The organism is Micromonospora sp. NPDC007271, from assembly GCF_040634005.1.
GTDB lineage: Bacteria > Actinomycetota > Actinomycetes > Mycobacteriales > Micromonosporaceae > Micromonospora.
This window is the reverse complement of record NZ_JBEYER010000020.1, coordinates 1-25,317: the sequence shown is the minus strand read 5'-3', so window position 1 is coordinate 25,317 and position 25,317 is coordinate 1. Positions and strand designations below refer to the sequence as shown.

The following is a 25,317-nucleotide window of genomic DNA, read 5'->3' as shown; positions in this document are numbered from 1 at the left end:
AGCAGGCGTCGAGCCCCGTTCCCGCTGGTGGCGGGCTAGCGACTCCAAGTTCCGCTTCAACGTCTGGACGACGTCCTTGAGTCTTCCGCTACGTCAGTCTTTATGGTCGCCTGCATGGACGACATCACACCCGAGGTCACGCGTGACATCTACGGCATGCCGGCGTTCGTAACTTTGGCGGTCGCGGATCTTGACCGCGCCGTCGACTGGTACGTCAACGGGCTTGATTTCATATCTCTCTTTACGATGCCCGGTCCCGACGGCGTGCCGGCGTTGGTCCATCTTCGCCGCTGGCGGTACCAGGACATTCTGGTGCGCAAGGGAGTGGCGCCGGTTGGTGGTGAATGGACCACGAGCTTCATGGCCACCGCCGAGCAGTTGGATACGATCGCCGAGCGCGCCCGGATACATGGCGGCGGCGTTGTGGACGGACCATCCGAAACGCCGTGGAACACTCGTGACCTGCGGCTAACCGACCCGGACGGGTACACGATCGTCTACACCGCCCGCCGGCCGGCAGGGGAACGTGATGAACGCTTCAACGCGATGATGGAGCGGGAGGCCCGCCGGCAGCTCAGCGACTAAGTGTGTGCCCGATCCGTGCCCGATGCAGAGGACAAGACTGGCCAACAGCGGCACTTCGACGGCCTAAACCTGAACGCTCCGTGGCTACCTACCGGCTGGCACGGCTGCTCATGGTGTAGATGCTGACGGTCACAGGGTGAGCATCGGGAGCTAAGTCTCGTCCCGCTGCCGCCGTTCTAGCTCCCAGAGCCTCGCGCGGTCGCGGTAGTAGATCTCGTCCTGGCGATGCATCACCTCAACCAGGGCTTTGATGCCGGCGCTACGCCCGAAGCATTCTGCGTGGACGAGCCGCCGTGGGTTGGCCCGGAGGTCGTACACGTACGGCACCCACCGAGCCGGGCTCCATTCGGAACCGCTGCCGGGTCTACGGTCCTGGCTTACTGCCGGTCCGTCGGGATCGATCGGATTGCCGCATTCGGGGCATCTGAGCGACGGCACTCGAACAGTATGGGCTGCTTGAGTTGCCGCACGACATGTACCCAGCCGGTGCCAAGGCGGCCCGCAAGCGGGGCACGCCGGCCCGGCCTCGGCCTGCTGGTGACCTCCGGCCGGCATCGGCCGGGCCGGCCGGCCACGCTGCGGAGCACCAAGAGCATGAGGCGCTGAGGCGGGACGATCGCCATCGGGGTTGCTCTCCATCGAGGGCGGGGCGATCGCTGCCGCGCAGCAGAGCTGCTTGCCCCCGAGTCATGCGGGCACTGTTCGCGGTTCGACGACGACGAGGACCAGGGCGTGACCCATCCCCCGGCTGCCCGATCCTCTACGCCACCCGGACGGCGTCAAGGGCGCTGCGCGTCGGCACGCCGATGGCCTACGGCCACCCTTGACCCCGACCGGGCGCCGCAGTCCCTGGCATCTATCCGGTGGATGGGGGCAGACTGGCGGCTCTCCACTCGATCTTTCTCACGAGTCCCGCTTGTACCTCGTGTAGCGGCCAGGGTCAGCGGCATGTCTCGATCGGCGCTCAGGCCGGAAGGGCGCGGTACCCCAAGAGCAGGTGTCCGGAAGGTGTGGACTGCGCGTCAAGCAGCGTCAGCCGGCGCAGCGTGTCGTCGTGGTCGAACAGCCTTCGCCCGTCGTGGGCTAGCGTCGGAGTGATGACCAGTCGCAGCTCGTCGACCAATCCCGCTTTGAGGAGCGACTGGGCCAAGCTGATGCTGCCGTGTACTCCGATGTCACCGCCCTCCTGACGCTTTAGAGACGCAACATAGTCGGCGACGGGGACATCCACCAAGACCGTCCCAGCCCACTCCGTGGCGGGCTTACTGGACGTGATGACGTGCTTGGCTGTGCGGTTGATAAAGCTGGCGAACGGTTCGACGTCCGAGCTGGGCCAATAATCCACCCAGTAGTCGTACGTGCCGCGTCCCAGCAGCACGGTATCCTGCGTGCTGATGACGCTGGAAAGGTTCTCGAAAACCTGCTGATCGACGTCGAACATCCAGTTTCCCGGCTCTTCGGCAACTCCGTCTAAAGACAGCAGCTCATAGACCACGACCTTACGCATGCTCTGGTTTCCTTCGTTCCGGCGGCGGTCGCCGCGATGACGATGCGATGGCCCAGCGTAAGACACCGCCGTCTGGTCCGCGACTACGAACACCATTCCGAGACGTCCGAGCGCACGCTCCGCTGACGGGAGCCATCAACAGGAATCTGCGGATTAGAAGGTGGCTGTACAGCCATCGGTACAGCCAAGCCCGCCGGTGGACACCGCAGACCACCGGCGACATGGCGTGCAGGCACGAATGGTCACGCGCTTCCTGCCATGACCTGGCCCACCAGGTCCCTGCCGGCCGTGATCTTCGTCCTTTCAAACTGAAGCTCCGCCAGGGCGTCACCAGGGCGTCAGGGCGTCCCCAGGGCGTCAAACGCCGGCCAAAGTTGACCAACGACGACCATCGACACCCGAACATAGAACCAGGCCACAGCCTTGATCAGGTCTCTGAGCTGGTGGGCGACGGACGAGTCGACCTGTACGCCGGATTCTGTGACCGACGCTGCCCGAGGGCGCGTCGGCGGCGGCCATCCATCTCGGCCTGCCGTCACCGGCAGGCTCCAGCGGCCTACCCGCAGACATCGGGCGGGCCGCCCTCAAGCGTCTGCGCGGACCGTCGCCTCGCGGCGACGACCCTTTCTTGGCCTTGCTCCGGGTGGGGTTTACCGAGCCATCCCGGTCACCCGGGATGCTGGTGGGCTCTTACCCCACCGTTTCACCCTTACCGTCCCGTTTCGGGCCGGCGGTCTGTTTTCTGTGGCACTGTCCCGCGGGTCACCCCGGGTTGCCGTTAGCAACCACCCTGCCCTGTGGAGTCCGGACGTTCCTCGGCGACGAGCCGCAGCCCGTCGACGCGACCGCCCGGTCGACTCGTCCGTCGCGCCCTCATACTAACGATCCCCAAGCCGCCGCCATTTCCCGGCAGGCCGGTCAGCACACCAGCCACCGTTTGATCAGCTACCAGGCGATCGCCAGCACAGCCGGCGTGGCGACGGGAGCGGCCGGCGTCACCCTCCTCGTCGGGCCGTCCCGCCCGGAACGACGCGGGAGGGCAGCGAAAGGTTGAGTTCACGGTGGGTCGTACTAGCCTCTGGGGATCATGGACCTCTCCGACGCCGCGCTCCTGGTCACCGCAGGTCTCGCCGCGGGCATGGTGAACGCGGTGGCCGGGGGCGGTTCCCTCATCACCTTCCCGGCTCTGATCGCGATCGGCCTCCCCCCGGTCCCCGCCAACGTCACCAACTCCGTGTCGGTGTTCCCCGGGTACGTCGCCAGCGTGGCCGGCAGCCGGATGGACCTGCCGCGCGGGCGGCAGCTGTGGAGCCTGCTGCCCACCACCGTGCTCGGCACGGGCGTCGGCTGCCTGCTGCTGCTGTCCACCCCGGCGCGGGCGTTCGAGCTGGTGGTGCCGTTCCTGGTGCTGGGCGCGACCGCCGTGCTCGCCTTCCAGGATCCACTGCGCCGGTTGGTCGGCCACCCGGCCGACCTGAGCCCGCGCCGCCGTACCCTCAGCGTGCAGGCCATGGTCGCGGTCGGTTCCGTGTACGGCGGCTACTTCGGCGCGGCGCTCGGGGTGATGCTGGTGGCCGGGCTGGCGCTGGTGCTGGACACCACCCTGGCCCGGGTGAGCGCCATCAAGAACCTGCTCTCGGCGGTGGTGGGGCTGACCACGCTGGTGGTGTTCGCGCTCTTCGGGCCGGTCCACTGGGTGGCCGCCGCGGTGATCGCACCGGCCACGGTGGCCGGCGGCTACCTGGGTGCCCGGCTGGTTCGCCGGCTCCCGTCGGTGGTGCTGAAGACCGTCATCGTGGTCTTCGGCACGGTGATCGGTCTCTACCTGCTCTGGCGCGCCCTGCGCTGAGCAGGCCCGGACGCCGAACCGCCCCGGCGCGAGGCTGCGCCGGGGCGGTTCGACCAGGAGGGAACGTCAGTACGCCTCGCCGACCGGCTCCTCCGGGGAGTGCTCGGCGCCGCGGGCGGCCCGGTTCCACCTCGACCAGAGCACCCGCTCGCCGTAGCCGGCGGCCATCAGGTGCGCGAAGGCGAGATAGATCAGTACGCCGACGGCGAGCACCCCGAAGCCGACCCAGAACGGCAGGGCCAGTCCGTGTTCGGCGAGCTTGCCGGAGATGATCGGGGCCGGCGCGGCGGCGCCCCAGCGGACCAGGTTGAACGCCCCGGTGGCGACCCGCCGGTCGGCGGAGCCGAGGCCGAGCGCCAGGTCGGTGAGGTTGGCGTTGGCCAGACCCATGAACAGGCCGGCGAGCACCAGCACCACCAGCGACTCGGTGGTGCCGGAGGAGGTGGCGAAGAGCACCATGCAGACCAGCAGGCCGGCGATGGCGACACCGACGGTCTGGACGGCGCCGATCCGGTGCGCGAGCCGGTGGCCGATGAGCAGGATGCCGGCGGCCAGGCCGAGGCCCCACCCGGTGAAGGCCAGCCCCAGCGGGATCACGTCGAGGTGCAGGTAGAGCGGCGTGTAGCCGAGCACCACGAAGAAGACGAAGTTGTAGGTGGCGGTCACCACGCAGAGGGTGATGAACGCCGGCTTGCGGTACGTCGAGAAGATCTGGCCGATGCGTACGGGGGCCTGCCGGCTGGCCGGCTCGCGGAGCTTGCGCGCGGCCACGGCCAGCGCGAGCACCATGAAGACGCCGCAGACGAAGAACGGCAGCCGCCAGCTCACCTGGCCGAGCAGGCCGCCGATGAGCGGGCCGACGGCGAAGCCGAGCCCGAGCGCGGTCTCGAAGAGGCCGACCACCCACTCCCGGTCGTTCGCGAGGTTGACCAGCACCACCATCGCGGTGGCGAAGAACATCGCGTTGCCCAGCCCCCACACGCCGCGCAGCACGGAGAGCTGCACGATGTCGTTGCTGAACGACGCGAGGATCGCGGCGGCGCCGACCACCGTGACACCGGTGATCAGCACGGGCTTGAAGCCGAACTTCCCGCTGGCGAGGGTCGCCGGGATCATGCCGACCGCCATCACCGCGATGTACGCGGTGAACAGCAGCTCGACCTGCCAGGCGGTGACCCCGATCGCCGCACCGATGGCGGGCAGGATCGGGTCGACGACGGCGATGCCGGCGATGGCGAGGAACGCCACCAGCGTGGTGGCGTAGATGGCACTGCGGTTGGGCTCGGACTGCCGATCCACTCCGCCTCCCCAGATAGCTGTATCGTACAGGTAATTCGGTTGTATCATACAGCTATGAGCGACGACCACACGACGGGAACGGGTGCGAACGAGGTCACGCTCGGCCGGATCGAGACCGAGATCGCGCTGCTGATGCGGCTGGGCGAGGCGACCCGCCGGGCCACCGGCACGGCCGAGCACCGGGTGCTGGACCGGGCGGCGTACGTGATCCTGCGCTACCTGGACAGCGCCGGCCCGCAGAACGTCTCGGGGCTGGCCGCGCGGCTGAACCTGGACGGCTCCACGGTCACCCGCCAGGTCTCCGCCATGCAGCGCGACGACCTGATCACCCGTACGCCGGACCCCGCCGACGGGCGCGGCACCCTGGTCTCTCCCACCCAGGCGGGGCTGCAGCGGATGGCCGCCGTCCAGGCGGCCCGCACCCGGCTGTACGGCGACATCCTCGCCGGCTGGACCAGCGATGACCGGGAGGCCCTCGCGACGATGCTGCACCGCCTCAACGAGGCCCTCGACTCACGCAACCGCCCCCGCTGACCCCACGCCGGTCTGCCATTGGAGTTAGCAGGGGCCCCCTGTACAACGCCAGGCGTTAACAGGGGGCCCCTCCTTTCAGGCGACCGGCTCGCGCGCGGAGTCGGCGTCGCGGTCCGGGCCGGGGGTGACCCGGGGGTCGCCCTCGTCGGCGAAGTAGTCGTCCGGGGTGGTGCCGTCCACCCCGTCGGCCACCTTGCCGGCCCGCAGCACCAGGGTGAGCAGCGCGGCGACGACCAGGTTGACCAGCACCGCCACGATCCCGACATAGATCGTCTTCTTGGTGTCGAAGCCGAACTCGGAGAGCGGGAAGGCCGAACCGGCGAAGTGCTTCTTCCCGGTCACCGGGTTCGCGACCTGGTAGAGCATCCACATGCCGAGCGCCATGCCGGCCACCCAGCCGGCGATCAGCGCACCGCGGTGGAACCAGCGGGTGTAGAGGCCCAGCGCCACCGCCGGCAGCGTCTGGAGGATGATCACGCCGCCGATGAGCTGCAGGTCGATGGAGAACTGCGGGTCGAGGAAGACGATGCAGGCGACCGCGCCGACCTTCACCACCAGCGAGGTGATCTTCGAGACGTTGGCCTCCTGGGCCGGGGTCGCGTCCCGCTTGAGGTACTCCTTGTAGATGTTGCGGGTGAAGAGGTTCGCGGCCGCGATCGACATGATCGCCGCCGGCACCAGCGCGCCGATCCCGATCGCCGCGTACGCGACCCCGGCGAACCAGTCCGGGAACTGCGCGTCGAAGAGCCGCGGCACGATGGTGTTGGTGTCGAAGCTGTTCTCCTTGGTTCCCGGCAGCGGTGTCACCTTCGCCGCGATGGCCATGTAGCCGAGCAGCGCGATCAGCCCGAGCAGCAGGCTGTACGCCGGCAGCGCGGACATGTTCCGCTTGATCACGTCCCGGTTCCGGCTGGCCAGCACGCCGGTGATGCTGTGCGGGTAGAGGAAGAGCGCCAGCGCCGAACCGAACGCCAGCGTGACGTACTGGAGCTGGTTGTTGGCGTTGAGCAGGATGCCGTCGTTCGGATTGTTCGCGGTCGCCTGGAACTTCGCGTCCGCCGCGTCGAAGATGCTGCCCCAGCCGCCGAGCTTGTACGGCAGGTAGAAGACCGCCACCAGGATCACGAGGTAGATCAGCGAGTCCTTGACGAAGGCGATCAGCGCCGGCGCGCGCAGCCCGGACTGGTACGTGTAGGCGGCCAGGATGGCGAACGCGATGATGATCGGCAGGTGCCGGGCCAGCGCACTCTGCCCGGTGACGCCCATCGTCTTGAGCACCGCCTCGATGCCGACCAGCTGCAACGCGATGTACGGCATGGTCGCCACGATGCCGGTGATCGCGACCAGCAGCGCCAGGATCGGTGAGTCGAACCGGCTGCGCACGAAGTCGGCCGGGGTGACGAACCCGTGCCGGTGCGACACCGACCAGAGCCGGCAGAGCACCAGGAACACAATCGGGTAGACGACGATCGTGTACGGCACGGCGAAGAACCCGGCCGCGCCGGCCCCGAAGATCAGCGCGGGCACCGCGACGAAGGTGTACGCGGTGTAGAGGTCACCGCCGACCAGGAACCAGGTGATCCAGCCGCCGAAGCTTCGCCCGCCCAGGCCCCACTCGTCCAGGTGGGCCATGTCGCGCGGCGCCCGCCACCGGGCCGCCACGAAACCCATGGCGCTGACCACCAGGAAGAGCAGGGTGAAGATGATGATCTCGGTCAGGTGGTCGCGCCACATCATCGGTCACCCCGTTTCTTCGTCATCTGGTAGACGAGCGTGGTGGTGCCGACGCCGAGCAGGATCCAGGCCAGTTGCAGCCAGTAGAAGCGCGGGAACCCGAACAGCCGGGGTGAGTCGGCGTTGAAGAAGACCGGGATCAGCGGCACCACGATCGGTATGAAGAGCAACCAGTTCCAGGGACTGCGGTCCTTCGCCCTGGAGCGCGCCGTGACCGGCGCCTCCGGGTCGGGTGCTGCCATGTGACCCACCTCCGGAAAGGTCGTGACTCGCCAAGTGACGGCCGGAGGTTACGGCTATGTGAGCCAGGTCACGTTCACCCGGGTGGCGGCGGTGCGCCGAGTGGCCGCCCGCGTGCGCCGAACGGCGGAGGCGGGCGGCCGAACGCCTGAATGTCAGAGGCCGGTCAGGTGAGCGGTGTCGTTGACCGAGCGGACCGCGACGCCGCCGTCCGGATACAGGTCGAGCACCGAGAGGCCGGCGGTGTCCAGGTAGAGCCGGTGCAGGAAGGCGTCGCCGGCCGCGAGGGCGTCGCGCAGCACCAGCTTGATCGGCGAGACGTGGGAGACCACCACCACGCTCTCCCCCGGGTACGCGCTACGCAGCCGGTCGACCGCCCGGCCGGTGCGCTCGGCGACCGCGGCGAACGACTCGCCCTCCGGCGGGGCGATCCGGGTGGAGGCGAGCCAGGCGTCCAACTCCCCCGGCCAGCCCTCCCGTACCTCGGCGAAGGTCCGCCCCTCCCAGGCCCCGAAGTCGCACTCGATCAGGTCGTCGTCGGGGCGTACCGGGGGGTTGCCGACGGCGGCGGCGATCACCTCGGCTGTGGCCGTACAGCGGGCCAGCGGCGAGCTGACCACGGCCGCGACCGACGGCGCGAGGGCGGCCACCCGGGCGGCGGTCGCCCGGGCCTGGGCCCGACCCCGGTCGGTCAGCGGCACGTCGTCGCGGCCGGAGTAGCGCTTCTGCACGGTCCGCCCGGTCTCGCCGTGCCGGACCAGGATCAACCGGGTCGCGGTCTCGGTGGGGCGCGGCTCCCAGGAGGCCGGCGTGGTGGCCGGGTCGGTGCCGGTGGCCCGGCCGGTGGCGGCCCGGGCGGCCACCTCGCGGGCCGCGGCCCGGGCGGCCGAGTCCGGGCCGGCCACCTCGCGCGGGGGCTCCACGATCCGTGGCGGCTCGACGGCCGGCCGGGCCGGCGCCAGTCCGGCGGCGGCGTCCATCGCCGCGTTGGCCAGCGCGTCGGCGTGCCGGTTGCGTTCCCGGGGCACCCAGCTGAACCGTACGCTGGCGAACCGCCCGACCAGGCCGGCGGCCTGCGCGGCGAGCGGCCGCAGTCCCGGGTGCTTGATCTGCCAGCGGCCGCACATCTGCTCGACCACCAGCTTGGAGTCCATCCGCGCCTCGACCTCGGCCGCGCCCAGCTCGGCGGCGGCCTCCAGCCCGGCGATCAGGCCCCGGTACTCGGCGACGTTGTTGGTGGCGGTGCCGATCGCCTCGGACCGTTCGGCCAGCACCTCGCCGGTCGCCGGATCGCGGACCACCGCGCCGTAGCCGGCCGGCCCGGGGTTGCCCCGCGACCCGCCGTCGGCCTCGACCACCACCGCGCGCACCGCCACGACGGCTACAGCCCCGACTCGCTGGTGCGGACCAGGATCCGCCGGCACTCCTCGCAGCGCACCACGTCCTCCGGGTCGGCCTTGCGGATCCGGGCCAGGTCGGCCCCGGAGAGCTCCAGCCGGCAGCCGCCGCAGCGCGCACCGGTGAGCAGCGCCGCGCCGAGCCCGCTGTCCTCGCGGATTCGCTCGTAGAGGGCGACCAGGTCCGCCGGGAGGTCGTTGGCGAGCGGCTGGCGGGCGCTCCGCTTGAACTCCTCCTCCTTGGCGATCTCGGCCAGACTTGCGTCGCGGCGCTGCTCGGCGGCGGCCCGCCGGTCCCGGGTCTCGGCGAGGCGGCGCTCGACGCCGTCGAGCACCCCCTGCGCGGTCTCCCGCTGCTCCATCAGCTCCAGCTCGGCATCCTCCAGGTCGCCCTGCCGGCGGTTGAGCGAGACCAGCTCGTGCTGGATCGCCTCCAGCTCGCGGGCCGGCCCGGTGCCGGCGGCCAGCCGCGCCTCGTCCTTGCTCTTGCGAGCACGGACCTGGTCGATGTCCTTCTCCAGCCGGGCGATGTCCCGGTCCAGGTCGTCGACGGCCACCTGGGCGCGGACCCGCTCGTCCTCCAGCGCGGAGAGCTCCCGGGCGAACGCCTCCAGCTCGGCCAGCTCGGGCAGCGACCGGCGGCGGTGGGCGAGCTGGGCCAGGGTGGTGTCGATCGCCTGCAGGTCGAGCAGCCGGCGCTGCACCTTCGGGTCAGCCTTCACGGTGGGGGCTCCTTGTCGTCCGGTCGGGGTGCGGCGGCATGCACGGTCCACGGGTCGGTGTCCAGGTCGGACACCACGGTCTCGACGCCCAGTTCGCCTCGCAGCTGGGCGGCCAGGTCGTCCAGCCAGGGTCGTTCGGTCGCCCAGTGGGCGGCGTCCAGCAGGGCCGGGCCACCGGCGGCGAGGTGCTCGCCGGCGGGGTGATGGCGCAGGTCAGCGGTGAGGAACGCGTCCACCCCGGCAGCGGTCGCCTCGCCGAGGAAACTGTCTCCCGAGCCGCCACTGACCGCGAGGGTACGAACCATACGCCCGGGATCCCCGGCGGCGCGAACCCCCCAGGCGGTGGCCGGTAGCACCGCGGCGGCGTGCCGGGCCAGCTCGGCGAGGGTCATCGGCGTGGGCAACTCGCCGATCCGGCCGATGCCACGCCCCGGGCCGTCGGCCGGCGAGCCGGGCCGGGGCCGGTGCAGCGGGCGCAGCCCGGTCAGCCCGAAGCGGGCGGCGAGGGCGTCGGAGACGCCCGGGTCGGCCACGTCGGCGTTGGTGTGGGCGACGTACAGCGCGACGTCCGACTTGATCAGCCGGTGGACGATCCGCCCCTTGTAGGTGGTGGCGGCGACCGAGGAGACCCCGCGCAGCAGCAGCGGATGGTGCGCGACGATCAGGTCGGCCCCGGCGGCGAGCGCCTCGTCCACCGTCTCCGGCACCACGTCGACCACGCAGGCGATCCGGCGTACCGGATTCGTGGGCTCGCCGACGACCAGGCCGACCCGGTCCCACTCCTCGGCCCAGGCGGGCGGGTAGCGACGGTCGAGCGCAGCCACCACGTCGGCGACGGTGGGCGGGGATCCGGTTGTGCTCACGGCCGGCCAGCTTACCGGCGTCCGGGCCCGGTCAGGGCGTCGGACGGAAGGGCCGGCGCCCATTTCGGGCCGGGCCGCTCAGCCGACCCGGGCGGCCGGGCGCGGTGTGCCGCGCAGCGCCGCGAGGCCGACCCCCCAGGGAAAGGCGTCCAGGTGCCGCTCGCCGGTGCCCGGCGAATGCAGCGGTACGACGTGGTCACCGAAGACGACGCGCACCCCCCACTCGCGCAACCGGTCCAGGCTGGTGCGGAACGCCGGGTGCGCGGCCATCGCCGAGTTGGTGTAGGGGACCGCGGCGATCGGCACCCCGAGCCCCTGCGCCTCCACCAGCAGCCCGAGGGCGAGCGTGTCGGCGATGCCGACCGCCCACTTGTTGACGGTGTTGACCGTCGCCGGGCAGACCAGCATCGCGTCCGCCGACGGCAGCACGTCCGGGTCGCCCGGGTTCTTGTAGTGGGTGCGTACCGGGTGACCGGTCTGCCGGGCCAGCGCCGCCCGGTCGACGAACTTCGCGCCGTCCGGCGTGGTCACCACGCAGACGTCCCAGCCGTCCTGCTGGGCCAGGTCGACCAGCCGGCCGACGTGACGGGCCAGCGGCGACCCACAGGCGATGACGTAGAGCACCCGACGGTGCAGCTGACTGGTGTGACCGTTCATCCCACGAGCACCGCGCTGATGATTCGCTCGCTCATACTCCGACTCCCATGTGCTCAGCCAACTCCGCGATCGGCGGAGGCGGCGCACCCCGTGTGCGACGGAGCACGTCCGACATCACCTCGTGCGCGATCGGCCGGCAGCGGATCTCGGACGGGGCGAGCCGGTCGCCGCGCAGCAGCATCTCCCCCGCGTTCGCGACGTCGCCGATCTGGGCGTAGCCGCGGGCGATGTCGAGCAGGTGGTGCGCGCGCCGCTCGGGCAGCAGGGCGTTGAACGCGGGCTCGGAGATGCCGTGGTGGATCTCCACCGCCCGGCCGCCGTCGCCCATCTCCACCGCCGCGGCCGCCCGGTGCAGCTCCAGGTTCGTCGGACCGAACGAGGTCCAGTAGTGGTTCTGGTCCCCGCCGAGCAGGGTGGCCGCCTCCTGCGCGCCGGCGAAGAGGTCGTCCACGGTGGCGGAGTCGCCGATCCGGGAGGCGGCCATCGCACCCTGGAGCAGCAGCATGCCGTAGACGGAGAGCCGGCCCGGGGTGGCCTCGTTGCCGCCGCCGGGAGCGAGCCGGTTGGCGATGTTCACGTTGAGTTCGAGCGCGGGGCGGGCCCGACCCATCGCCACCAGCGCGTTGCAGACCCGGGTGGTGGCGATGCCGGCCAGCAGCTGGTCGTCGGCCCGCTGGGCGACCGCCATCGAGCGGTCGGCGGCCAGCCAGGCCAGGTCGCACTCGCCGAGCTTGCGCAGCACCGACGAGGCGATCTGGTAGACCTGCCCGAGCAGGTGGGCCGCCTCCATGGCCTGGTCGCCGCCGTAGCCGGCGTCGGCGGCCTGGGCGTCGCGTAGCAGCTTCGGCAGCGCGCGGGTGAGCATGCCGTAGCGGCCGTACTGGTAGGTGAGCCAGGCGTGGTTGACCGCCTTGCGCATGTCGCCGAGCGGCGGGGGGTAGGGCGCCGCGTCGAAGTACGCGCTCATCGAGTCGTACCGCTCCAGCGCGGCCCGGATCTCCTCGACCTCGACCTGGTCGATGCAGTTGAGGGCGTCGCTACGCCGCTCCGGGTCCTTGCCGAGCAGCAGTTGCACGTCGACCTGGAGGATGTCGGCGATCTCGTAGAGGACGGAGAACTTGTCCAGCCGCCGCACCCCGCGCTCGACCTTGTCCACCCAGCTCTTGGACTTGCCGAGTCGGTCGGCGAAGACCTGCTGCGACATCTTGCGCCGGCTACGCCAGTACGCCACCCGGCGGCCTATGGGCAGTTCGTCCATCTCGCAGTCCCTCCCCCTCGCCGTTCTCGGCTGATCCCCCGAGCGGGCCCTCGCGACGGCCCGTCGGTCTTGCGATTCCCTCTGGTCGCACAGTCTGTACGTCAGCCGTACGGCCAGCCCTCGTAGTTTCCGTGCAAGTTGCATCAGCCGTTCGTCAAGTCAACGAGCGCACGTTACGGCAGTGACGGCGCTCGACGTGTGACATGGACCGCGTCCGATCAGGGCGAGAGGGGATGGCGCAGATGTGGGGGAACGTCGGACCGCGGGTGGCTCGCCTGTCGCCACTGGAACGGGTCCGGCTGCGCCGGGTCGCCGTCCGGTACGCCGCGCACGGCTGGGCGGTGACCCCCGGCGCCTGCCTGGCCAACCGCCGCTTCGTCTGCGGCCGGGCCGGCTGCCCCACGATCGGCTGCCATCCGGCCCTCGAGGACTGGGAGCACGCGGCGAGCGCCGACCCGGCCCGGGTGGCCACCTGGTGGCGCAGCCGCCCGCACGCGGTGCTGCTGCCCACCGGGCGTTCCTTCGACGTGCTGGAGGTGGCCGCCCACCTCGGCCGGCACGTGCTGGACGCCGTCGCGGCCCACCCGGCCGGCTTCGGCGTACGCGGGCCGGTCCTGGTCACGCCCACCGGCCACTGGATGTACCTGGTCCGCCCGGGCGACCCGCTCCGGCCGGAGCTGGAGCACTGCTTCCAGGTGGTCCGGCACGGTCCCGGCTCGTGGATCCCGGCGCCGCCGACCCCGCTGCCCGAAGGAACGGTGCGCTGGGCGGTCGCCCCGGAGCAGGCCCGCTGGCAACTGCCCGACTCCTACCTGGTGCAGAACGCGCTGATCAAGGCGTTGCGGGCGGCCGGCGTCACGCTCACCTCCGACCTGCTGCCCGGCCAGCTTCCCCTGCCGCGCCGCAGCCGCTGACCGGCGGGTTCCCGACAACTCCTCCCCCGACAACGTCCTCCCCGGTGCCGGACTCGTTGCACCAGGTGACGGCGCGTGCGCGCCAAAGCGGGGGTGACCATGTCCACGGACGACGCAGCCCGCCACACCGGCGGCACCGAACCATCGCGGCACCACCGCCGCCCGTACCGCTGGGCCGGCACCCGCCCCTGGGGCACCCGCCCCGGCCGCCCCCGCCCCACCAACTCCCGCCCCAACACCACCCACCGCCCCCTCCGCTAACCCCCCATTCCCCACCCCCCATCCCCCGCCCCTCCCCCGTCCCCTCCCCTCCCGCCGCGATCTTGCACTTTCTGCCCGCACAGATCGGGCATCCTACGCAAATCCCCGACAGCAACTGCAAGATCGCGGCTGGGGTGGGGAGGGGTGGGGGGGTCGCGGAGCAGGGTGCCGAGCTCGCCGAGGATCGACTTCCGCTCCGGGCCGGCGTAGCCGACCACGAGCAGGGCGAGGTGGGCGAGGACGGCCACCAGCAGGGTGGCGCCGAGGTCCCCGGGGCACCCGGGAGAGGCGCTCGCGTGCAGGGCGCCGAGCCGGCTCACCATGAACACCTGGACCAGCAGCAGGTAACCGGCGGCCAAGCCGGTGATCCGGCCGGCGGCGGTGAGCAGGTCGGTGGTCCCGGTCAGCGAGCCGGCCGGGGTGTCCAGCCACCAGGGCAGCACCGCCGCGACCAGGCCGAGCCAGAAGAGCACGGCCAGCGCCCGCCGGCCGCCGGGCCCGCGGCGGGGCAGCCCCCGGGGCGGGGGTACGAGGGCGGCCGGCCGACCGTCGGACGGCTGGGGCGCCCGGGTATGGCGGCCAGTGGGGTGGGTGTCCTGGTATGTCATTCGCGCAATTTCATCGGGGCGAATTTCTGCTGGGGAAAATCCTGTCCACCTCTGCCGGCGCGAGTCCGAACCGCCCCTGCGCGACGGATCCGTAGACGCGGAAAATGCTGCGGTATTCAGTTATGCCCCCGTTGTCCTGCTCGTTCGATGCGTACCAATTGCCGAGCAGGGACCGGGCGAGTCCACGCCCGCCGAGGATGATGGCAACCGCGCCATGATCATGATCCGTGCGGCCCTGGTTCGAGGCGACCCGCCCGCCGCACTTCGCCGGGCACCATGATCGGCACGTCGGCGGCCCGGGCGCCGAGGTCGGTACGGAAGGCCGCCGGCACCCTCCAGGTTGGACAGGTCGGGGCCGGAGGCCGGGGCGACCCGGGTCGACCCGGTGGGGGGTTCAGGCCGCCCACGTGCCACTCCCGATTCCTCCGAGCGCCGCGACGCCGGCGACCGGGAGAGGGCTACGGAGCGGCGAGGTTGCCACGGGACGGTAACCAGGTACTCGGGGTCGCTCAAGGCACGCCGACGGCGCAGCCGAGTGCACTTGAGACAGTGCTCAGGACGCGAATCGTCGGCTCCTCCGGCCCCGTTGCCGGCGTACCGGAGCAGCGACGACCACGGGCGGCGACCGTCGCGACGTGACGTTTTCGGCCGCCTCGGTGCCGTTCGCGACGTTCGAAGGCCAGCAAAATTTGAGGCGCGGATAAGCCCCCGCTGAGGTTCCTCGACCGGAAATGCGGCCGCGGTGCGTTCTGCCCGAACCGATTGAAAGTAGCGGCAGCAGGGGCGCGTGACCCGCCGCCATTCCGGGTATGCCGCCGAACCGCTGAAGCCGTGAGGGGAAGGACCCGCCATGCTCAGCAAAGAGGATCAGCGCAGGTTTGAACAGATCACCCGCCAGCTGCGGGAAAGCGACCCGCAGTTCTTCGCCCGGCTCGACCACCGGGCCCGGGCCCGCCGAGGCCGGTACCTGATGCTGCTGACGATCGTGCTGTGGGCCTCGCTGCCGGCGATGACCGTGCTGGCCGGGCGGCTGGCCGGCGCGATCTGCGCGGTGGTGCTGCTGGCCAACGCCGGATTCATGTGGCGGTTCCGGCGACGCTGGCTATGACCGCCCCGACCGTCCGGCCCATACCGAGGGCGGGCGGGGTCAGCGCGCCGAGGGGTCCGGCTCCGTCGCCGGTCGGCGGCCGAACTCCCGGTACGCCCGGCGCAGCCGTTCGACGAGGCCGGGGCCGCCGATCGCCGCCCCCGGCGGGGCGAGCTGGCGCAGCAGCAGCTCCGGTCCGGTCGCCAGAGTGGGCGGCTGGTCGGGCAACGACACCGGGGACAGCCAGAAGCGGTCCACCGCGTCGGCCAGCGGGGCCGGCGGCAGTCCGCCGAGCACCCGCCCCGCGCCGGCGACGGGTGGCTCGCCGGCCCCGGCCCGGTCGACCGCCGGGCCGCCCGGTCCACCCGCCGCCGTCCGGCCCTCCGGTGCGCCGGCCCGGGTGGCAGCAGCGCCGGCCGTCCGGTGGGACGGGGTGGCGGCGCCGGCCGTCCGCCCGGGCGGTGCGCCGGCCGGGGTGGCGGCGGCACCGCGCAGCGTACGCAGCCGGGCGAGCAGCTCGCCCCGGCTCCGGCCGCGCCAGTGCAGCAGCTGGAACGGGTCGGCGTCGAACGCCTCCGCGAGGAGGTAGAAGCTGGCCGCCAGGTGTTTGCACGGGACGGCGAAGTCGGGACAGCCGCAGTGCTGGTCCAGCTCGGCCACCTCGGCCGGGAAGAGGGGCGCGCCCGCCGCGGCGAACAGCTCCTCCAGCTCGGCCGGCAGGTCGCCGGCGAGCAGCCGGGCGCTGAAGAACGCCTGCCCGGCGAGCTCCGCCTCGATCCGCTCCCACACCTCGTCCGGGTACGCCGCCAACCCGATCCGCACCGGGTACGGCTTGGGCCGGGAGCCCTGCACGCTGGCGGTGACCAGCCCGGGGGCGACGTCGAGCCGGAGCACCTGGCCCCGGCGCGCGTACGCCCGTCCCCGGGTGAGCCGGGTGCCGAGCGCGAAGGACTCCAGCACCTCCAGGAACCGCCGGGACCACCAGGAGCGCCCGATCGCGCCCCGGGTGCTGCGCGCCTTCAGACCGCCCTCGACCCGGCGGGGCGGCCCGAACTCGGCGAACCGGGGGCGTTCGTCCGAGGTGCTCACTCCACCACCGCCCCGGCCTCCAGCGTGAACAGCTCGCGCAGCGTATCGGTGGAGAGTTCGGTGACCCACTGCTCGCCGCTGCCCACCACCCGCTGGGCGAGGCTGCGCTTGTCCGCGATCATCGCGGCCACCTTCTCCTCCACGGTGCCGGCGCACACGAACTTGCGTACCTGCACGCGGCGGCGCTGGCCGATGCGGAACGCCCGGTCGGTGGCCTGGTCCTCGACGGCCGGGTTCCACCAGCGGTCCACGTGCACCACGTGGTTCGCCGCGGTCAGGGTCAGCCCGGTGCCGCCGGCCTTGAGCGACAGCACGAACAGCGGCGGGCCGTCGGGCGACTGGAACCGGGTCACCAAGGCGTCCCGCTCGGCCTTGCCGACGCCACCGTGCAGGTAGAGCACCTCCCGGCCGGTACGGGCGGACAGGTGACCCCGCAGCATCCCGCCGAACTCGGCGTACTGGGTGAAGAGCAGGGCCTTCTCCCCCGCCGCCAGGACCTCGTCGACGATCTCCTCGAGGCGTTCGAGCTTGCCGGAGCGGCCGGGCAGCGCGGAGCCGTCGTGGAGCAGTTGCGCCGGGTGGTTGCAGACCTGCTTGAGCCGGGTCATGGTGGCCAGCACCAGGCCTCGGCGTTCCATCCCGTCGCTGGATTCGATCTTCGCCATCATGTCGTCGACCACCGCCCGGTAGAGCGCGGCCTGCTCGGCGGTGAGGTTGCAGAGCACCTCCATCTCCAGCTTCTCCGGCAGGTCGGAGATGATCGACGCGTCCGTCTTGAGCCGGCGCAGCACGAACGGGCCGGTGACCCGGCGCAGCCGTTCGGCCACCTCGGCGTCCCCGTGCCGCTCGATCGGCTCGGCGAACCTCTTGCGGAACGTGGCGGCCGGCCCGAGCAGGCCGGGGTTGGCGAACTGCATGATCGACCAGAGGTCGGCCAACCGGTTCTCCACCGGCGTACCGGTGACCGCGACCCGGTGCCGCGCGGGCAGCGACCGGACCGCCTCGGCCTGCCGGGTGGCGGCGTTCTTGATGGCCTGCGCCTCGTCCACCACCACCCGGTGCCAGTCGATCCCGGCCAGCTCGAACGCGTCCCGCGCGGCCACCGAGTAGGTGGTGAGGATCAGGTCCGCCGCGTGCACGGCCGCCGCGAACTCCGCGCCCCGGGCCCGCTCGGCCCCGTGGTGCACGTGTACGCGCAGCTCTGGCGCGAACTTCGCCGCCTCCCGCTGCCAGTTGCCGACCAGGGACATCGGACAGACCAGCAGGGTGGGCCCGACCTCCGGCGGGTCACCGGCGAGCAGGGCGAGCAGTTGCACCGTCTTGCCGAGCCCCATGTCGTCGGCGAGGATCCCGCCCAGCCCGAGCGACTGGAGGAACGCCAGCCAGGCCAGCCCGCGCCGCTGGTACGGCCGCAGCGTCCCGGCGAACCCGGGCGGCGGGTCGGCCGGGGCCAGCCGCCGTTCGGCCTCCCCGGCCAGCAGCTCGCCCAGCGCGCCGTCGGCGGTCACCTCCAGCACCGGCAGCTCGTCGGGGCGGTCGGCGCCGGCCAGGCCCATCCGGAGCAGGTCGGCCACGGTCAGCTCGCCGGCCGAACGGAGCAGCCGCAGCCCGGCGGCGAGCCGCTGCGGGTCCAGCTCGACCCAGCGGCCCCGCAACCGGACCAGCGGTGACTTCAGCTCGGCCAGCGAGGCCAGTTCCTCGGCGGTCAGCGGCTGGTCGCCGAGGGCCACCTCCCAGCGGTAGTCCACCAGGGCGTCCAGCCCGAGCCCGCCGGAGGCGGCGGCCACGGTGCCGGGCGCGGTGCGGCTGCGGGCCCGCAGCCGGGCACCGAGGCGCGACGAGGAGCGCCGCCACCAGGACGGCAGGAGCACCCCGAACCCGGCCGCGTGCAGCACCGGCGCGCCCTCGCGGAGGAACCGGTGCGCGCCGTCGGCGTCCAGGTCGGTCCCCTCCGGCGCGGCGGTCCGCAGCGCGTCCTCCAGCTCCGGCCAGAGCCGGCTGGCCCGGCCCAGCTCGGCGAGGAGCGTCTCCTGCGGGTCGACCCCGCGCCCGGCGAGCGCGGCGGCCGGCCCTCGCCACACGTCCGCCGCGTCGACCACCAGGCCCGGCTCGTCGGCCGGCTGCAGGCCGAACTCGACCCGCCAGGATCCGCCCTCGACCAGCTCGGCCACCGGATCGGCGTCCGGCTCGACCAGCCGGAAGGCGGCCCGTACCGCGCCGCCGGCGGCGTCCCGCTGCCAGGCGTCCAACTCGGTACGGAGGGTGTCCAGGGCGGCCGGCTCGGTGTTGAAGGCGCGCTCCGGCCCGGTGAGCGCGGCCAGCCAACGCGGCACCGGTCCGCCGGGACGCATGCCCCGGTGCAGCGGGATGTCGGCCAGGGCCGCCCGGGCCGCCGCGTCGGTCAGCGCGTCCAACGCCGCCGCGACCAGCTCCCCGGGCTCGACGGCGGCCGGCACCACGCCCTCAACGGCCCGGCCGACCGCCCATTCCACGGCGGCGCGGGCGGCCGGGGGCAGGGCGAGGGCCAGCGAGCGCGCCCAGGCCGCGTCCGTGCCGGTGAGCAGGGGGCGCCACACCGCTCGCGCGGTCACCACGTCCGAGTCGTCCACCGGGCGCAGGTGGCGCCGGCCGTCTCCGGTGCCCCGCGCGCTCCGGCGCCGGCCGCCCGGTCGCACCGGGTCGGGCCCGGCGGCGGTGGGGCCGGTGGATCCGGGGGGCACGTCGGCCACGCCGGGCAGCACCCGGCCGCGGGCCACCAGGTCGGCGGCGAAGTCGGCCAGCTGGGCCAGGTGGCGCAGGTTCGCCCCAGCCACGGCGTCCGCCGGGTCCAGCGCACGGAGCAGGGCGTACGCGGCGTCCGGCGGGTACGTGAGGGCCGGGACCCGCCACCGGGCGAGGGTGACCGGCCCCCGGACCGGCGCCTCGACGGTGGCCCGGACCAGCTCCGGCGAGTCGAGCGGCGAGCCGGCCCGGGTGGGCAGGATGAGCAGCACGGAGGCCGGCTCGGCGGCCGGGTCGCCCAGCACGGCGGCGAGCCTGGGATGGTCGGCGGCGAACGGGTGCGGGCGCTCACGCGGGGGACGCCCGGGGCGGCGGGGGGCACGGGACGGCCGGGTGCTGTCCTCGGCCCAGACGGCGAGCCCGGCGCCGGGCAGCCACAGCCCGTGGACGACCAGCACGCACTCCCCCTCGACGACGCCCGGGGCAAGGATAGGCGGCACCGGCCGGCTAGTGTCGGCGGCATGCTCGATCTGCTCGTGATCGGTGGCCTGGGCGTCGACATCCGCGCTCGGGTTCCCGCGCTTCCGCTGCCGGCCGCCGACTCGCTGACCGTACCCCCGGTCGAGCTACGGATCGGCAACACCGGCGCCGGGGTGGCGCTCGCCGCGCACGCCCTCGGCCTGCGGGTGGCGCTGGTCGACGTCCTGGGGGCCGACCCGGCCGGCGACGTGGTTCGGGCGGCGCTGGCCCGCACGTCGGTACGGGCCGTGCTGGCCGACGCCCCGGCCGGTACCCGACGGTCGGTGAACCTGGTCGACCCGGCTGGCCGCCGGATGTCCCTCTACGACCCGCGCCCGTGGCACGGCCCGGCTCCGTTCCCCGCGGCGGAGCTGACCGCGCTGGTGCGGGACGCGGCACACGTGCACGTATCGATCATGGACTGGGCCCGGGACGCGCTGCCGGCGCTGCGCGCGGGCCGGGCCGCCGGCACGGCCCTCTCCACCGACCTGCACGACTGGGACGGCGAGAACGACTACCACCGGCCCTTCGCGGAGGCCGCCGACCTGGTCTTCGTCAGCGACGTCCGGCTCGGCGACCGGGCCGGGAAGGTGGCGGCCGGGCTGGCCCCGCGGACGGTGCTGGTGACCGGCGGAGCGGCGGGCGCGACCCTGCACGAGGTGGACCGCTCGCCGGCCCGGGTGCCCGCGGCGCCCCCGCCCGCACCGGTGGTCGACACCAACGGCGCGGGCGACGCCTTCGCGGCCGGCCTGATCGCCGCCCGGCTGCGCGGCGCGCCAACGCTCGACGCGGCCCGCTACGCGGCCCGGGTGGCCGCCGCCGCGTGCACCCACGACGGGATGGAGTATCCGCCCGGCCTGCTGCCCCGGGACTGACACCGGTCAGAGCGCCCCGGTCTCGCCGTCGGTCAGCTCGCGGAGAATGTCCGCGTGCCCGGCGTGCCGGGCGGTCTCCTCGACCATGTGGATCAGCACCCAGCGCAGCGACACCTCGCCGAGCTGCGGGTGCGGCACCACGTGGTCCAGGTCGAACCGGGCGGCCACCTCCCGTGACCGGGCGCAGGCCGCCGCGTACGCCGCGGCCAGCGTCTCGACGGTCTCGCCCGGGTCGAGGGTGAAGCTGGCGACCGCCTCCTCCTCGGTGGTGAGGTAGACGTCGTCCGGCCCGGGCGCGAACAGCGCCGGGAACCAGTTCCGTTCCACCAGGGCCAGGTGTTTGAGCAGGCCGGCCAGGGTGGTCAGGGACGGCACCAGGCGTCGGCTCGCCTCGGCATGGCTGAGACCGCGCACCTTGCGCAGCAGGATGGCCCGGTGGAAGTCGAGGAACGATTCGAGTACGGCCCGCTCGTCGCCCGTGCGGGCAAGAACCGGACCGAGCGTGGGGTCGATCGTCGCGTCCGCCATCCCCGGACCCTAGTCCCGCTGACGGCCGGCCCGCTGCCCCGCTATCCGCTGCGCGCCGACGAGCCGCGCGGCAGGATGGGCGCATGGCTTCCACGGTGCAGATCCCCCTGGTGGGCGGCGCGGCCGACGGCGAGACGGTCACCGTCGAGCTGGACAGCAACGGCCGCCCGCCGCTGACCCACCACCACCTCGGCGCGGAAGGGCTGGCCGAGGCGGAGATCTACGAGTTGGAGTCGGACGACCACCAGGGCCGGCCGTGGATCTACACCTGGCGCGGCCCGGCGGTCTGAACCGGCCTCAGCCGGGGGCCTGCACCTCGGTCACCGGCGAGAAGGTTCGTGACCGGATGCTCTCCAGCACGCCTCGGGTGACCTGCGAGGTGGCCCGGGCCTGGTCGCACACCTCGGCCACCAGTTGGGCGGTCTGCTCGGCCCGCGCCTCCCGCTCGTCCCACAGCCGGTCCACCTCGGCCAGCAGCGGGCCCTCGACCTCGCGTTCCACGCCGCGCAGCGCGGGCACCCCGAGCCGCTGGGCCAGGTCGAAGACCTTCCCGGCGTACGGCAGGGGGAGGAACGGCGTGCCGACCATCGCGGCGAAGATCAGGAAGTGCAGCCGCATGCCGACCGCCAGGTCGAAGTGGCGCATCAGGCCGAGGACCTGCCGGGGCGAGTAGTCGCCGTGCAGGACCCGCCCTCGCTCGGCGGTGGTCATGTGCGACATCACCCCGTGCGAGTGCCGGATGTCGTCGCGTTCCATCGGGACGAAGAGCACGTACGCGTCGATCCGGTGCACCAGGAAGTCGCCGATCTGGGCGATCAGCCGGTGGTAGCCGTCGACGTCGAGGCGCTCCGCCGCCCGGCCCGGCTCGCGTACGCTCAGCCCGACCAGCCGTTTGCCTGCCGGGACACCCTCGTCGCGCAACCAGCTCTCGGGGAAGTCCTCCGGTTCGAGCAGGAACGCCGGATCGGCGGTGACGGTGATCGGGTTCAGCAGGCCGGCCTCCTCCAGCACCATCCGGGACTCCTGGTCCCGCACGGTCACCTCGGTCGCCCCGGCCAGGGTCTCCCGCACCATGCCGGTGTCCACGGTGTCGCTGAGCGGCCCGACGCCGACCGCGTACGTGAGCAGCGGCAGCCCACGTTCCTGGGCGACCCGGACCACCCGCAGGTAGCGGCGGGCCTCACGGTTGTAGAGGATGCCGCCGCCGCCGAGGATGAGCAGGTCGAGATCGGCCAGGACCAGCGAGGAGTCGGCCCGGCTGACGCCCTCCCAGGGCACCGCCTCCACGTCGGGGTGGGCCAGCGCGGTGTGCGCCGGATTCCGGGAGAACACGATGATCCGGGCATTCGGCTCGAGGTGCCGCAGGTCGGATAGGAGACCGGTGAGGATCGCCTCGTCGCCGAGGTTGCGGCCGCCGTACGAGCCGAGCACGCCGATGGTCAGTCCGGCGCCATCCGTCATCCCGTCGCCCCTCCCCCGCCGAGTTCCGTGCCGGGTTCCCGCTGCACCGGTTGACATACCTGGAGGCAGGGGTCAGCCGGCCGCGCCGACCAGCCGGGAGACCAGGGCGGAAACCACCTGGTCGACGTCGAACCCGGCGTCGATCGAGGTGGTCAACTGGTCGAGCAGGAGCCCGTCCACCGCGTAGTGCAGCAGGGCCACCTCGAACGCCCCGCCGGGCAGCCCGGCCGCGACGTGGAACGCCACGTCGTCGGCGTACCCCCGGCGGAGCACGTCCCCGAGGGCCCGGCGCAGCTCGGGCCGGCGGGACGCCTCCAGCCGCAGCTCGAACAGCGCCCGGGTGAGGTCCGGTTCGCGGGTGGTGCGTTCGACGATGTACCGCAGATAGTCGGTGACCAGGGCGAGCGACGGCTCACGCCGGCCGAGCTCGGCCAGCACCGCCGGGTCGGGCGCCATCCGGTCGAAGATCCGCTCGGCGAGGCCGGCGAGCAGCGCGGCCCGGGACGGGAAGTAGTTGGAGGCGGTGCCGGTCGGTACGCCGGCCTCGGCGTCGACGGCCCGGTGGGTGAGCCCGCGGGCGCCGGACGCGGCGAGCACGCGCAGCCCGGCGTCGGCGAGCAGGTTGCGTCGTTCCGGATTCCTGGCCACGGAAGCACCCTAGCAAGAACCACGACAGGTGTTGTACATTCACTCGACCACGACAGCCGTTGTGGTTGAGCCCGAACCTCGGAGCAGATTTGCGCAAGCTCGTGTACTACGTCGCCAGCACCCTCGACGGCTTCATCGCCGCCCCCGACGGGTCCTACGACTTCTTTCCCCTGGCGCCGGAGCCGGACCTGCTGGCTCACCTGGCCGCCGAATGGCCCCAGACCTTCCCCACGTTCGCCCACGCCCAGCTCGGCATCGAGTCGCCGCCCACCGGCCGCTTCGACGCCGTGGTGATGGGACGCGGCACGTACGACCCCGGGCTGAAGATGGGCGTCACCAGCCCATACGCCCACCTGAAGCAGTACGTCTTCTCCCGTTCGCTGCCCCCGTCCGACGACCCGCAGGTGGAGATCGTCGACGCCGACCCGGCCGCCTTCGTCGGGCAGCTCAAGCGGCAGCCGGGCGGGGACATCTGGCTCTGCGGCGGCGGGCAGCTCGCCGGCCAGCTCCTCGACGAGGTGGACGAGCTGGTGGTCAAGCTGAACCCGATCGTGGTCGGCAGCGGCATCCCGCTGGTCGACCGGGGCTTCGCCCCGCACCGGTTCACCCTGGTCGAGGCACGCCCGTTCGACAGTGGACCGGTCATCCTCCGCTACGCCGCCACGGCGCGGTGACCAGGCCGATGCGGCCGTCATCCGCCGGCCGGCCGAGCCGCCGCTGCCGGAACCGGGCAGCCGTACCCACGTTTCTCCGCTAGGGTCTGCGCCGATCGACGTCGCGGCCGACGTGGTGCGCGCCGGCCGGGTCCGCGCCGCCGACCCGCCCTGGGGGGGTGGGCGGCCGGTTCTGGTGGTGGGTCGCGCCGGCGGTGCTGGTGCTGCTCGGGTACGCCGGCCTGCGCCGGCTGGTCAGGCGGGTGCGCGGACCTCGTGGGTGAGGAACGGCAGGGCGACGGCGGGCAGCGCCGGTGACGCGACGATGTCGTAGTGGGTCAGTCCGGGCAGCACGGCCAGCCGGGACGCCGGCCGGTCGGCACCGTCCCAGCCGGCGTCCCGGTGGCCGCCGCCGAGCAGTCCGAAGAACTCCGCCATGTGGCTGACCGGGATCGAGTCGGCGTCGGCGTAGACCAGCAGCACCGGCAGGGCGAGGGCGGCCACCTCGGCGGACCAGTCGTACTCGCGGCGCAGCAGCTCACCGGTCTTGGCCCAGAGCGTCGGCCAGTCCTGCGGGCGCGGCGCCACCCGTTCGTACAGCTCGTGGGGCGGGGTGCCGCGCATCTGGTCGGCCACCCGCTCGTCCTGGGCCGCCATCGCGGCCAGCACCTCCGGATACCAGCCCCGCCGCCGGAACGGGGTGGAGACCAGCACCAGGCGGCGGACCCGTTCGGGGTGCTGGATCGCGGTACGCAGGGCCACCCCGCCGCCGAGCGAGTAGCCCAGCAGGTCGGCCTCGGGCAGGTCCAGGTGGCGCAGCAGCACGCCGATGTCGTCGGCCATCGACTCGTACCGCAGTGGACGGTCGACGTCGGCGGTGCGGCCGTGCCCCTGCAGGTCGACCGCGACCACCTGCCGGCGGGCGGCGAGGGCGGGCAGGATCGGGGTGAACATCTCCACCGAGCCGTAGCCGCCGTGCAGCAGCACCAGGGGTTTCCCGGTGCTGTGGACCTCGTACCAGAGGCGCAGCCCGTTGACGTCCGCGTAGCTCATGTCCGTTACAACGAGGGCGGCCGGTCCCCCGCCTTCGGGTGCGCTTGTTGTCGCCGGCGCGGCAACAAACGCACCCGAACCCGGTGCTAGTCGGCGACGTACCGGTGCAGCGGGCTCTCGTCGGAGGCCACCGTGCCGGTGCGGCGCAGGCCGGCCTTCTCCAGCACCCGGACCGACGCCAGGTTGGCCGGGTCCACGTCCGCAAACAGGCGGGTGACCCCGGGCACGGTGCGGGCGAAGGCGACGAGGGCGCGG

Annotated in this window: 26 protein-coding genes and 1 other RNA gene; 9 read left to right on the top strand and 18 right to left on the bottom strand. The window is 72.8% G+C overall.

Annotated features, from left to right (window positions below; genetic code table 11):
• Window positions 1-114 precede the first annotated feature (114 nt).
• Window positions 115-585 (top strand): VOC family protein, encoded by a 471-nt coding sequence (locus ABZ570_RS10090; protein WP_358059798.1) that lies wholly within the window; start codon window positions 115-117, stop codon window positions 583-585.
• A gap of 964 nt (window positions 586-1,549) precedes the next feature.
• On the opposite strand, the gene ABZ570_RS10085 is transcribed toward ABZ570_RS10090, so the two are convergent.
• Window positions 1,550-2,092: a dihydrofolate reductase family protein gene (locus tag ABZ570_RS10085; RefSeq protein WP_358059795.1), complete on the bottom strand. Its 543-nt coding sequence runs from the start codon at window positions 2,090-2,092 to the stop codon at window positions 1,550-1,552.
• 451 nt (window positions 2,093-2,543) lie between these two features.
• An RNA gene (gene rnpB, locus ABZ570_RS10080) (RNase P RNA component class A) lies at window positions 2,544-2,953 on the bottom strand.
• A 226-nt stretch (window positions 2,954-3,179) separates the two neighbouring features.
• Between rnpB and ABZ570_RS10075 the strand changes: the two genes are divergently transcribed.
• Window positions 3,180-3,941 carry a sulfite exporter TauE/SafE family protein gene (locus ABZ570_RS10075; protein WP_358059792.1) on the top strand — a complete coding sequence of 254 codons (762 nt, stop codon included), beginning with the start codon at window positions 3,180-3,182 and terminating at the stop codon, window positions 3,939-3,941.
• 66 nt (window positions 3,942-4,007) lie between these two features.
• Here ABZ570_RS10075 and ABZ570_RS10070 read toward each other — a convergent pair whose 3' ends face one another.
• Window positions 4,008-5,240 carry an MFS transporter gene (locus ABZ570_RS10070; protein ID WP_358059789.1) on the bottom strand — a complete coding sequence of 411 codons (1,233 nt, stop codon included), beginning with the start codon at window positions 5,238-5,240 and terminating at the stop codon, window positions 4,008-4,010.
• 54 nt (window positions 5,241-5,294) lie between these two features.
• Between ABZ570_RS10070 and ABZ570_RS10065 the strand changes: the two genes are divergently transcribed.
• Window positions 5,295-5,774 (top strand): MarR family transcriptional regulator, encoded by a 480-nt coding sequence (locus ABZ570_RS10065; RefSeq protein WP_358059786.1) that lies wholly within the window; start codon window positions 5,295-5,297, stop codon window positions 5,772-5,774.
• 75 nt (window positions 5,775-5,849) lie between these two features.
• Here the strand turns inward: ABZ570_RS10065 and mctP are convergent, their stop codons facing one another.
• The 7 genes from mctP to ABZ570_RS10030 all read right to left on the bottom strand — a co-directional run bounded on the left by mctP (window position 5,850) and on the right by ABZ570_RS10030 (window position 12,645).
• Entirely contained in the window at window positions 5,850-7,508 is a 1,659-nt protein-coding gene (mctP, locus tag ABZ570_RS10060) for a monocarboxylate uptake permease MctP (protein WP_358059964.1), read from the bottom strand.
• Window positions 7,508-7,750: a DUF3311 domain-containing protein gene (locus ABZ570_RS10055; RefSeq protein WP_358059783.1), complete on the bottom strand. Its 243-nt coding sequence runs from the start codon at window positions 7,748-7,750 to the stop codon at window positions 7,508-7,510. The genes mctP and ABZ570_RS10055 overlap by 1 nt, the downstream gene beginning before the upstream one ends.
• Window positions 7,751-7,903: 153 nt before the next feature.
• Complete coding sequence (locus tag ABZ570_RS10050; protein ID WP_358059780.1) at window positions 7,904-9,124, bottom strand: bifunctional RNase H/acid phosphatase; 1,221 nt, start codon at window positions 9,122-9,124, stop codon at window positions 7,904-7,906.
• A 5-nt stretch (window positions 9,125-9,129) separates the two neighbouring features.
• Window positions 9,130-9,867: a C4-type zinc ribbon domain-containing protein gene (locus ABZ570_RS10045; protein WP_358059777.1), complete on the bottom strand. Its 738-nt coding sequence runs from the start codon at window positions 9,865-9,867 to the stop codon at window positions 9,130-9,132.
• On the bottom strand, window positions 9,864-10,730 hold the full coding sequence (locus ABZ570_RS10040) for a Nif3-like dinuclear metal center hexameric protein (protein WP_358059774.1): 867 nt from the start codon (window positions 10,728-10,730) through the stop codon (window positions 9,864-9,866). The genes ABZ570_RS10045 and ABZ570_RS10040 overlap by 4 nt, the downstream gene beginning before the upstream one ends.
• Window positions 10,731-10,808: 78 nt before the next feature.
• Window positions 10,809-11,387, bottom strand: coding sequence for a flavoprotein (locus ABZ570_RS10035; RefSeq protein WP_358059771.1), 579 nt, complete (start codon window positions 11,385-11,387; stop codon window positions 10,809-10,811).
• 31 nt (window positions 11,388-11,418) lie between these two features.
• Entirely contained in the window at window positions 11,419-12,645 is a 1,227-nt protein-coding gene (locus ABZ570_RS10030; RefSeq protein WP_358059768.1) for a helix-turn-helix domain-containing protein, read from the bottom strand.
• A gap of 242 nt (window positions 12,646-12,887) precedes the next feature.
• Between ABZ570_RS10030 and ABZ570_RS10025 the strand changes: the two genes are divergently transcribed.
• The gene (locus ABZ570_RS10025) at window positions 12,888-13,559 is read left to right on the top strand and encodes a bifunctional DNA primase/polymerase (RefSeq protein WP_358059765.1); all 672 of its coding nucleotides are present in this window, start codon (window positions 12,888-12,890) and stop codon (window positions 13,557-13,559) included.
• Between the two features lie 75 nt (window positions 13,560-13,634).
• Window positions 13,635-13,820, top strand: coding sequence for a hypothetical protein (locus ABZ570_RS10020; protein WP_358059762.1), 186 nt, complete (start codon window positions 13,635-13,637; stop codon window positions 13,818-13,820).
• Here ABZ570_RS10020 and ABZ570_RS10015 read toward each other — a convergent pair.
• Window positions 13,817-14,428, bottom strand: coding sequence for a hypothetical protein (locus ABZ570_RS10015; protein ID WP_358059759.1), 612 nt, complete (start codon window positions 14,426-14,428; stop codon window positions 13,817-13,819). The genes ABZ570_RS10020 and ABZ570_RS10015 overlap by 4 nt on opposite strands.
• A gap of 850 nt (window positions 14,429-15,278) precedes the next feature.
• Here ABZ570_RS10015 and ABZ570_RS10010 point away from each other — a divergent pair.
• Window positions 15,279-15,536, top strand: a complete 258-nt coding sequence (locus ABZ570_RS10010) for a DUF3040 domain-containing protein (protein WP_358059756.1) — start codon at window positions 15,279-15,281, stop codon at window positions 15,534-15,536.
• 39 nt (window positions 15,537-15,575) lie between these two features.
• On the opposite strand, the gene ABZ570_RS10005 is transcribed toward ABZ570_RS10010, so the two are convergent.
• A complete protein-coding gene (locus ABZ570_RS10005) occupies window positions 15,576-16,604 on the bottom strand; it encodes a hypothetical protein (RefSeq protein WP_358059753.1) in 1,029 nt (342 codons plus the stop codon).
• The gene (locus ABZ570_RS10000) at window positions 16,601-19,783 is read right to left on the bottom strand and encodes a DEAD/DEAH box helicase (protein ID WP_358059961.1); all 3,183 of its coding nucleotides are present in this window, start codon (window positions 19,781-19,783) and stop codon (window positions 16,601-16,603) included. Before ABZ570_RS10000 ends, ABZ570_RS10005 begins: the two co-directional genes overlap by 4 nt.
• A gap of 63 nt (window positions 19,784-19,846) precedes the next feature.
• Between ABZ570_RS10000 and ABZ570_RS09995 the strand changes: the two genes are divergently transcribed.
• Window positions 19,847-20,719 (top strand): carbohydrate kinase family protein, encoded by an 873-nt coding sequence (locus ABZ570_RS09995; protein WP_358059750.1) that lies wholly within the window; start codon window positions 19,847-19,849, stop codon window positions 20,717-20,719.
• 6 nt (window positions 20,720-20,725) lie between these two features.
• Here ABZ570_RS09995 and ABZ570_RS09990 read toward each other — a convergent pair whose 3' ends face one another.
• Window positions 20,726-21,247 (bottom strand): DinB family protein, encoded by a 522-nt coding sequence (locus ABZ570_RS09990; protein WP_358059747.1) that lies wholly within the window; start codon window positions 21,245-21,247, stop codon window positions 20,726-20,728.
• 83 nt (window positions 21,248-21,330) lie between these two features.
• Between ABZ570_RS09990 and ABZ570_RS09985 the strand changes: the two genes are divergently transcribed.
• Window positions 21,331-21,537, top strand: a complete 207-nt coding sequence (locus ABZ570_RS09985) for a hypothetical protein (RefSeq protein WP_358059744.1) — start codon at window positions 21,331-21,333, stop codon at window positions 21,535-21,537.
• A gap of 7 nt (window positions 21,538-21,544) precedes the next feature.
• On the opposite strand, the gene ABZ570_RS09980 is transcribed toward ABZ570_RS09985, so the two are convergent.
• Complete coding sequence (locus ABZ570_RS09980) at window positions 21,545-22,708, bottom strand: polysaccharide pyruvyl transferase family protein (protein WP_358059741.1); 1,164 nt, start codon at window positions 22,706-22,708, stop codon at window positions 21,545-21,547.
• Between the two features lie 72 nt (window positions 22,709-22,780).
• Entirely contained in the window at window positions 22,781-23,356 is a 576-nt protein-coding gene (locus ABZ570_RS09975; RefSeq protein ID WP_358059738.1) for a TetR family transcriptional regulator, read from the bottom strand.
• Between the two features lie 89 nt (window positions 23,357-23,445).
• Here ABZ570_RS09975 and ABZ570_RS09970 point away from each other — a divergent pair, with 89 nt between their 5' ends.
• A complete protein-coding gene (locus tag ABZ570_RS09970; RefSeq protein ID WP_358059735.1) occupies window positions 23,446-24,030 on the top strand; it encodes a dihydrofolate reductase family protein in 585 nt (194 codons plus the stop codon).
• 234 nt (window positions 24,031-24,264) lie between these two features.
• Here the strand turns inward: ABZ570_RS09970 and ABZ570_RS09965 are convergent, their stop codons facing one another.
• Together ABZ570_RS09965 and ABZ570_RS09960 are read right to left on the bottom strand one after the other, a co-directional pair.
• On the bottom strand, window positions 24,265-25,062 hold the full coding sequence (locus tag ABZ570_RS09965) for an alpha/beta hydrolase (RefSeq protein WP_358059732.1): 798 nt from the start codon (window positions 25,060-25,062) through the stop codon (window positions 24,265-24,267).
• An 86-nt stretch (window positions 25,063-25,148) separates the two neighbouring features.
• The coding region (locus ABZ570_RS09960) for a GNAT family protein (protein ID WP_358059958.1) at window positions 25,149-25,317 on the bottom strand (169 nt) is incomplete at its 5' end.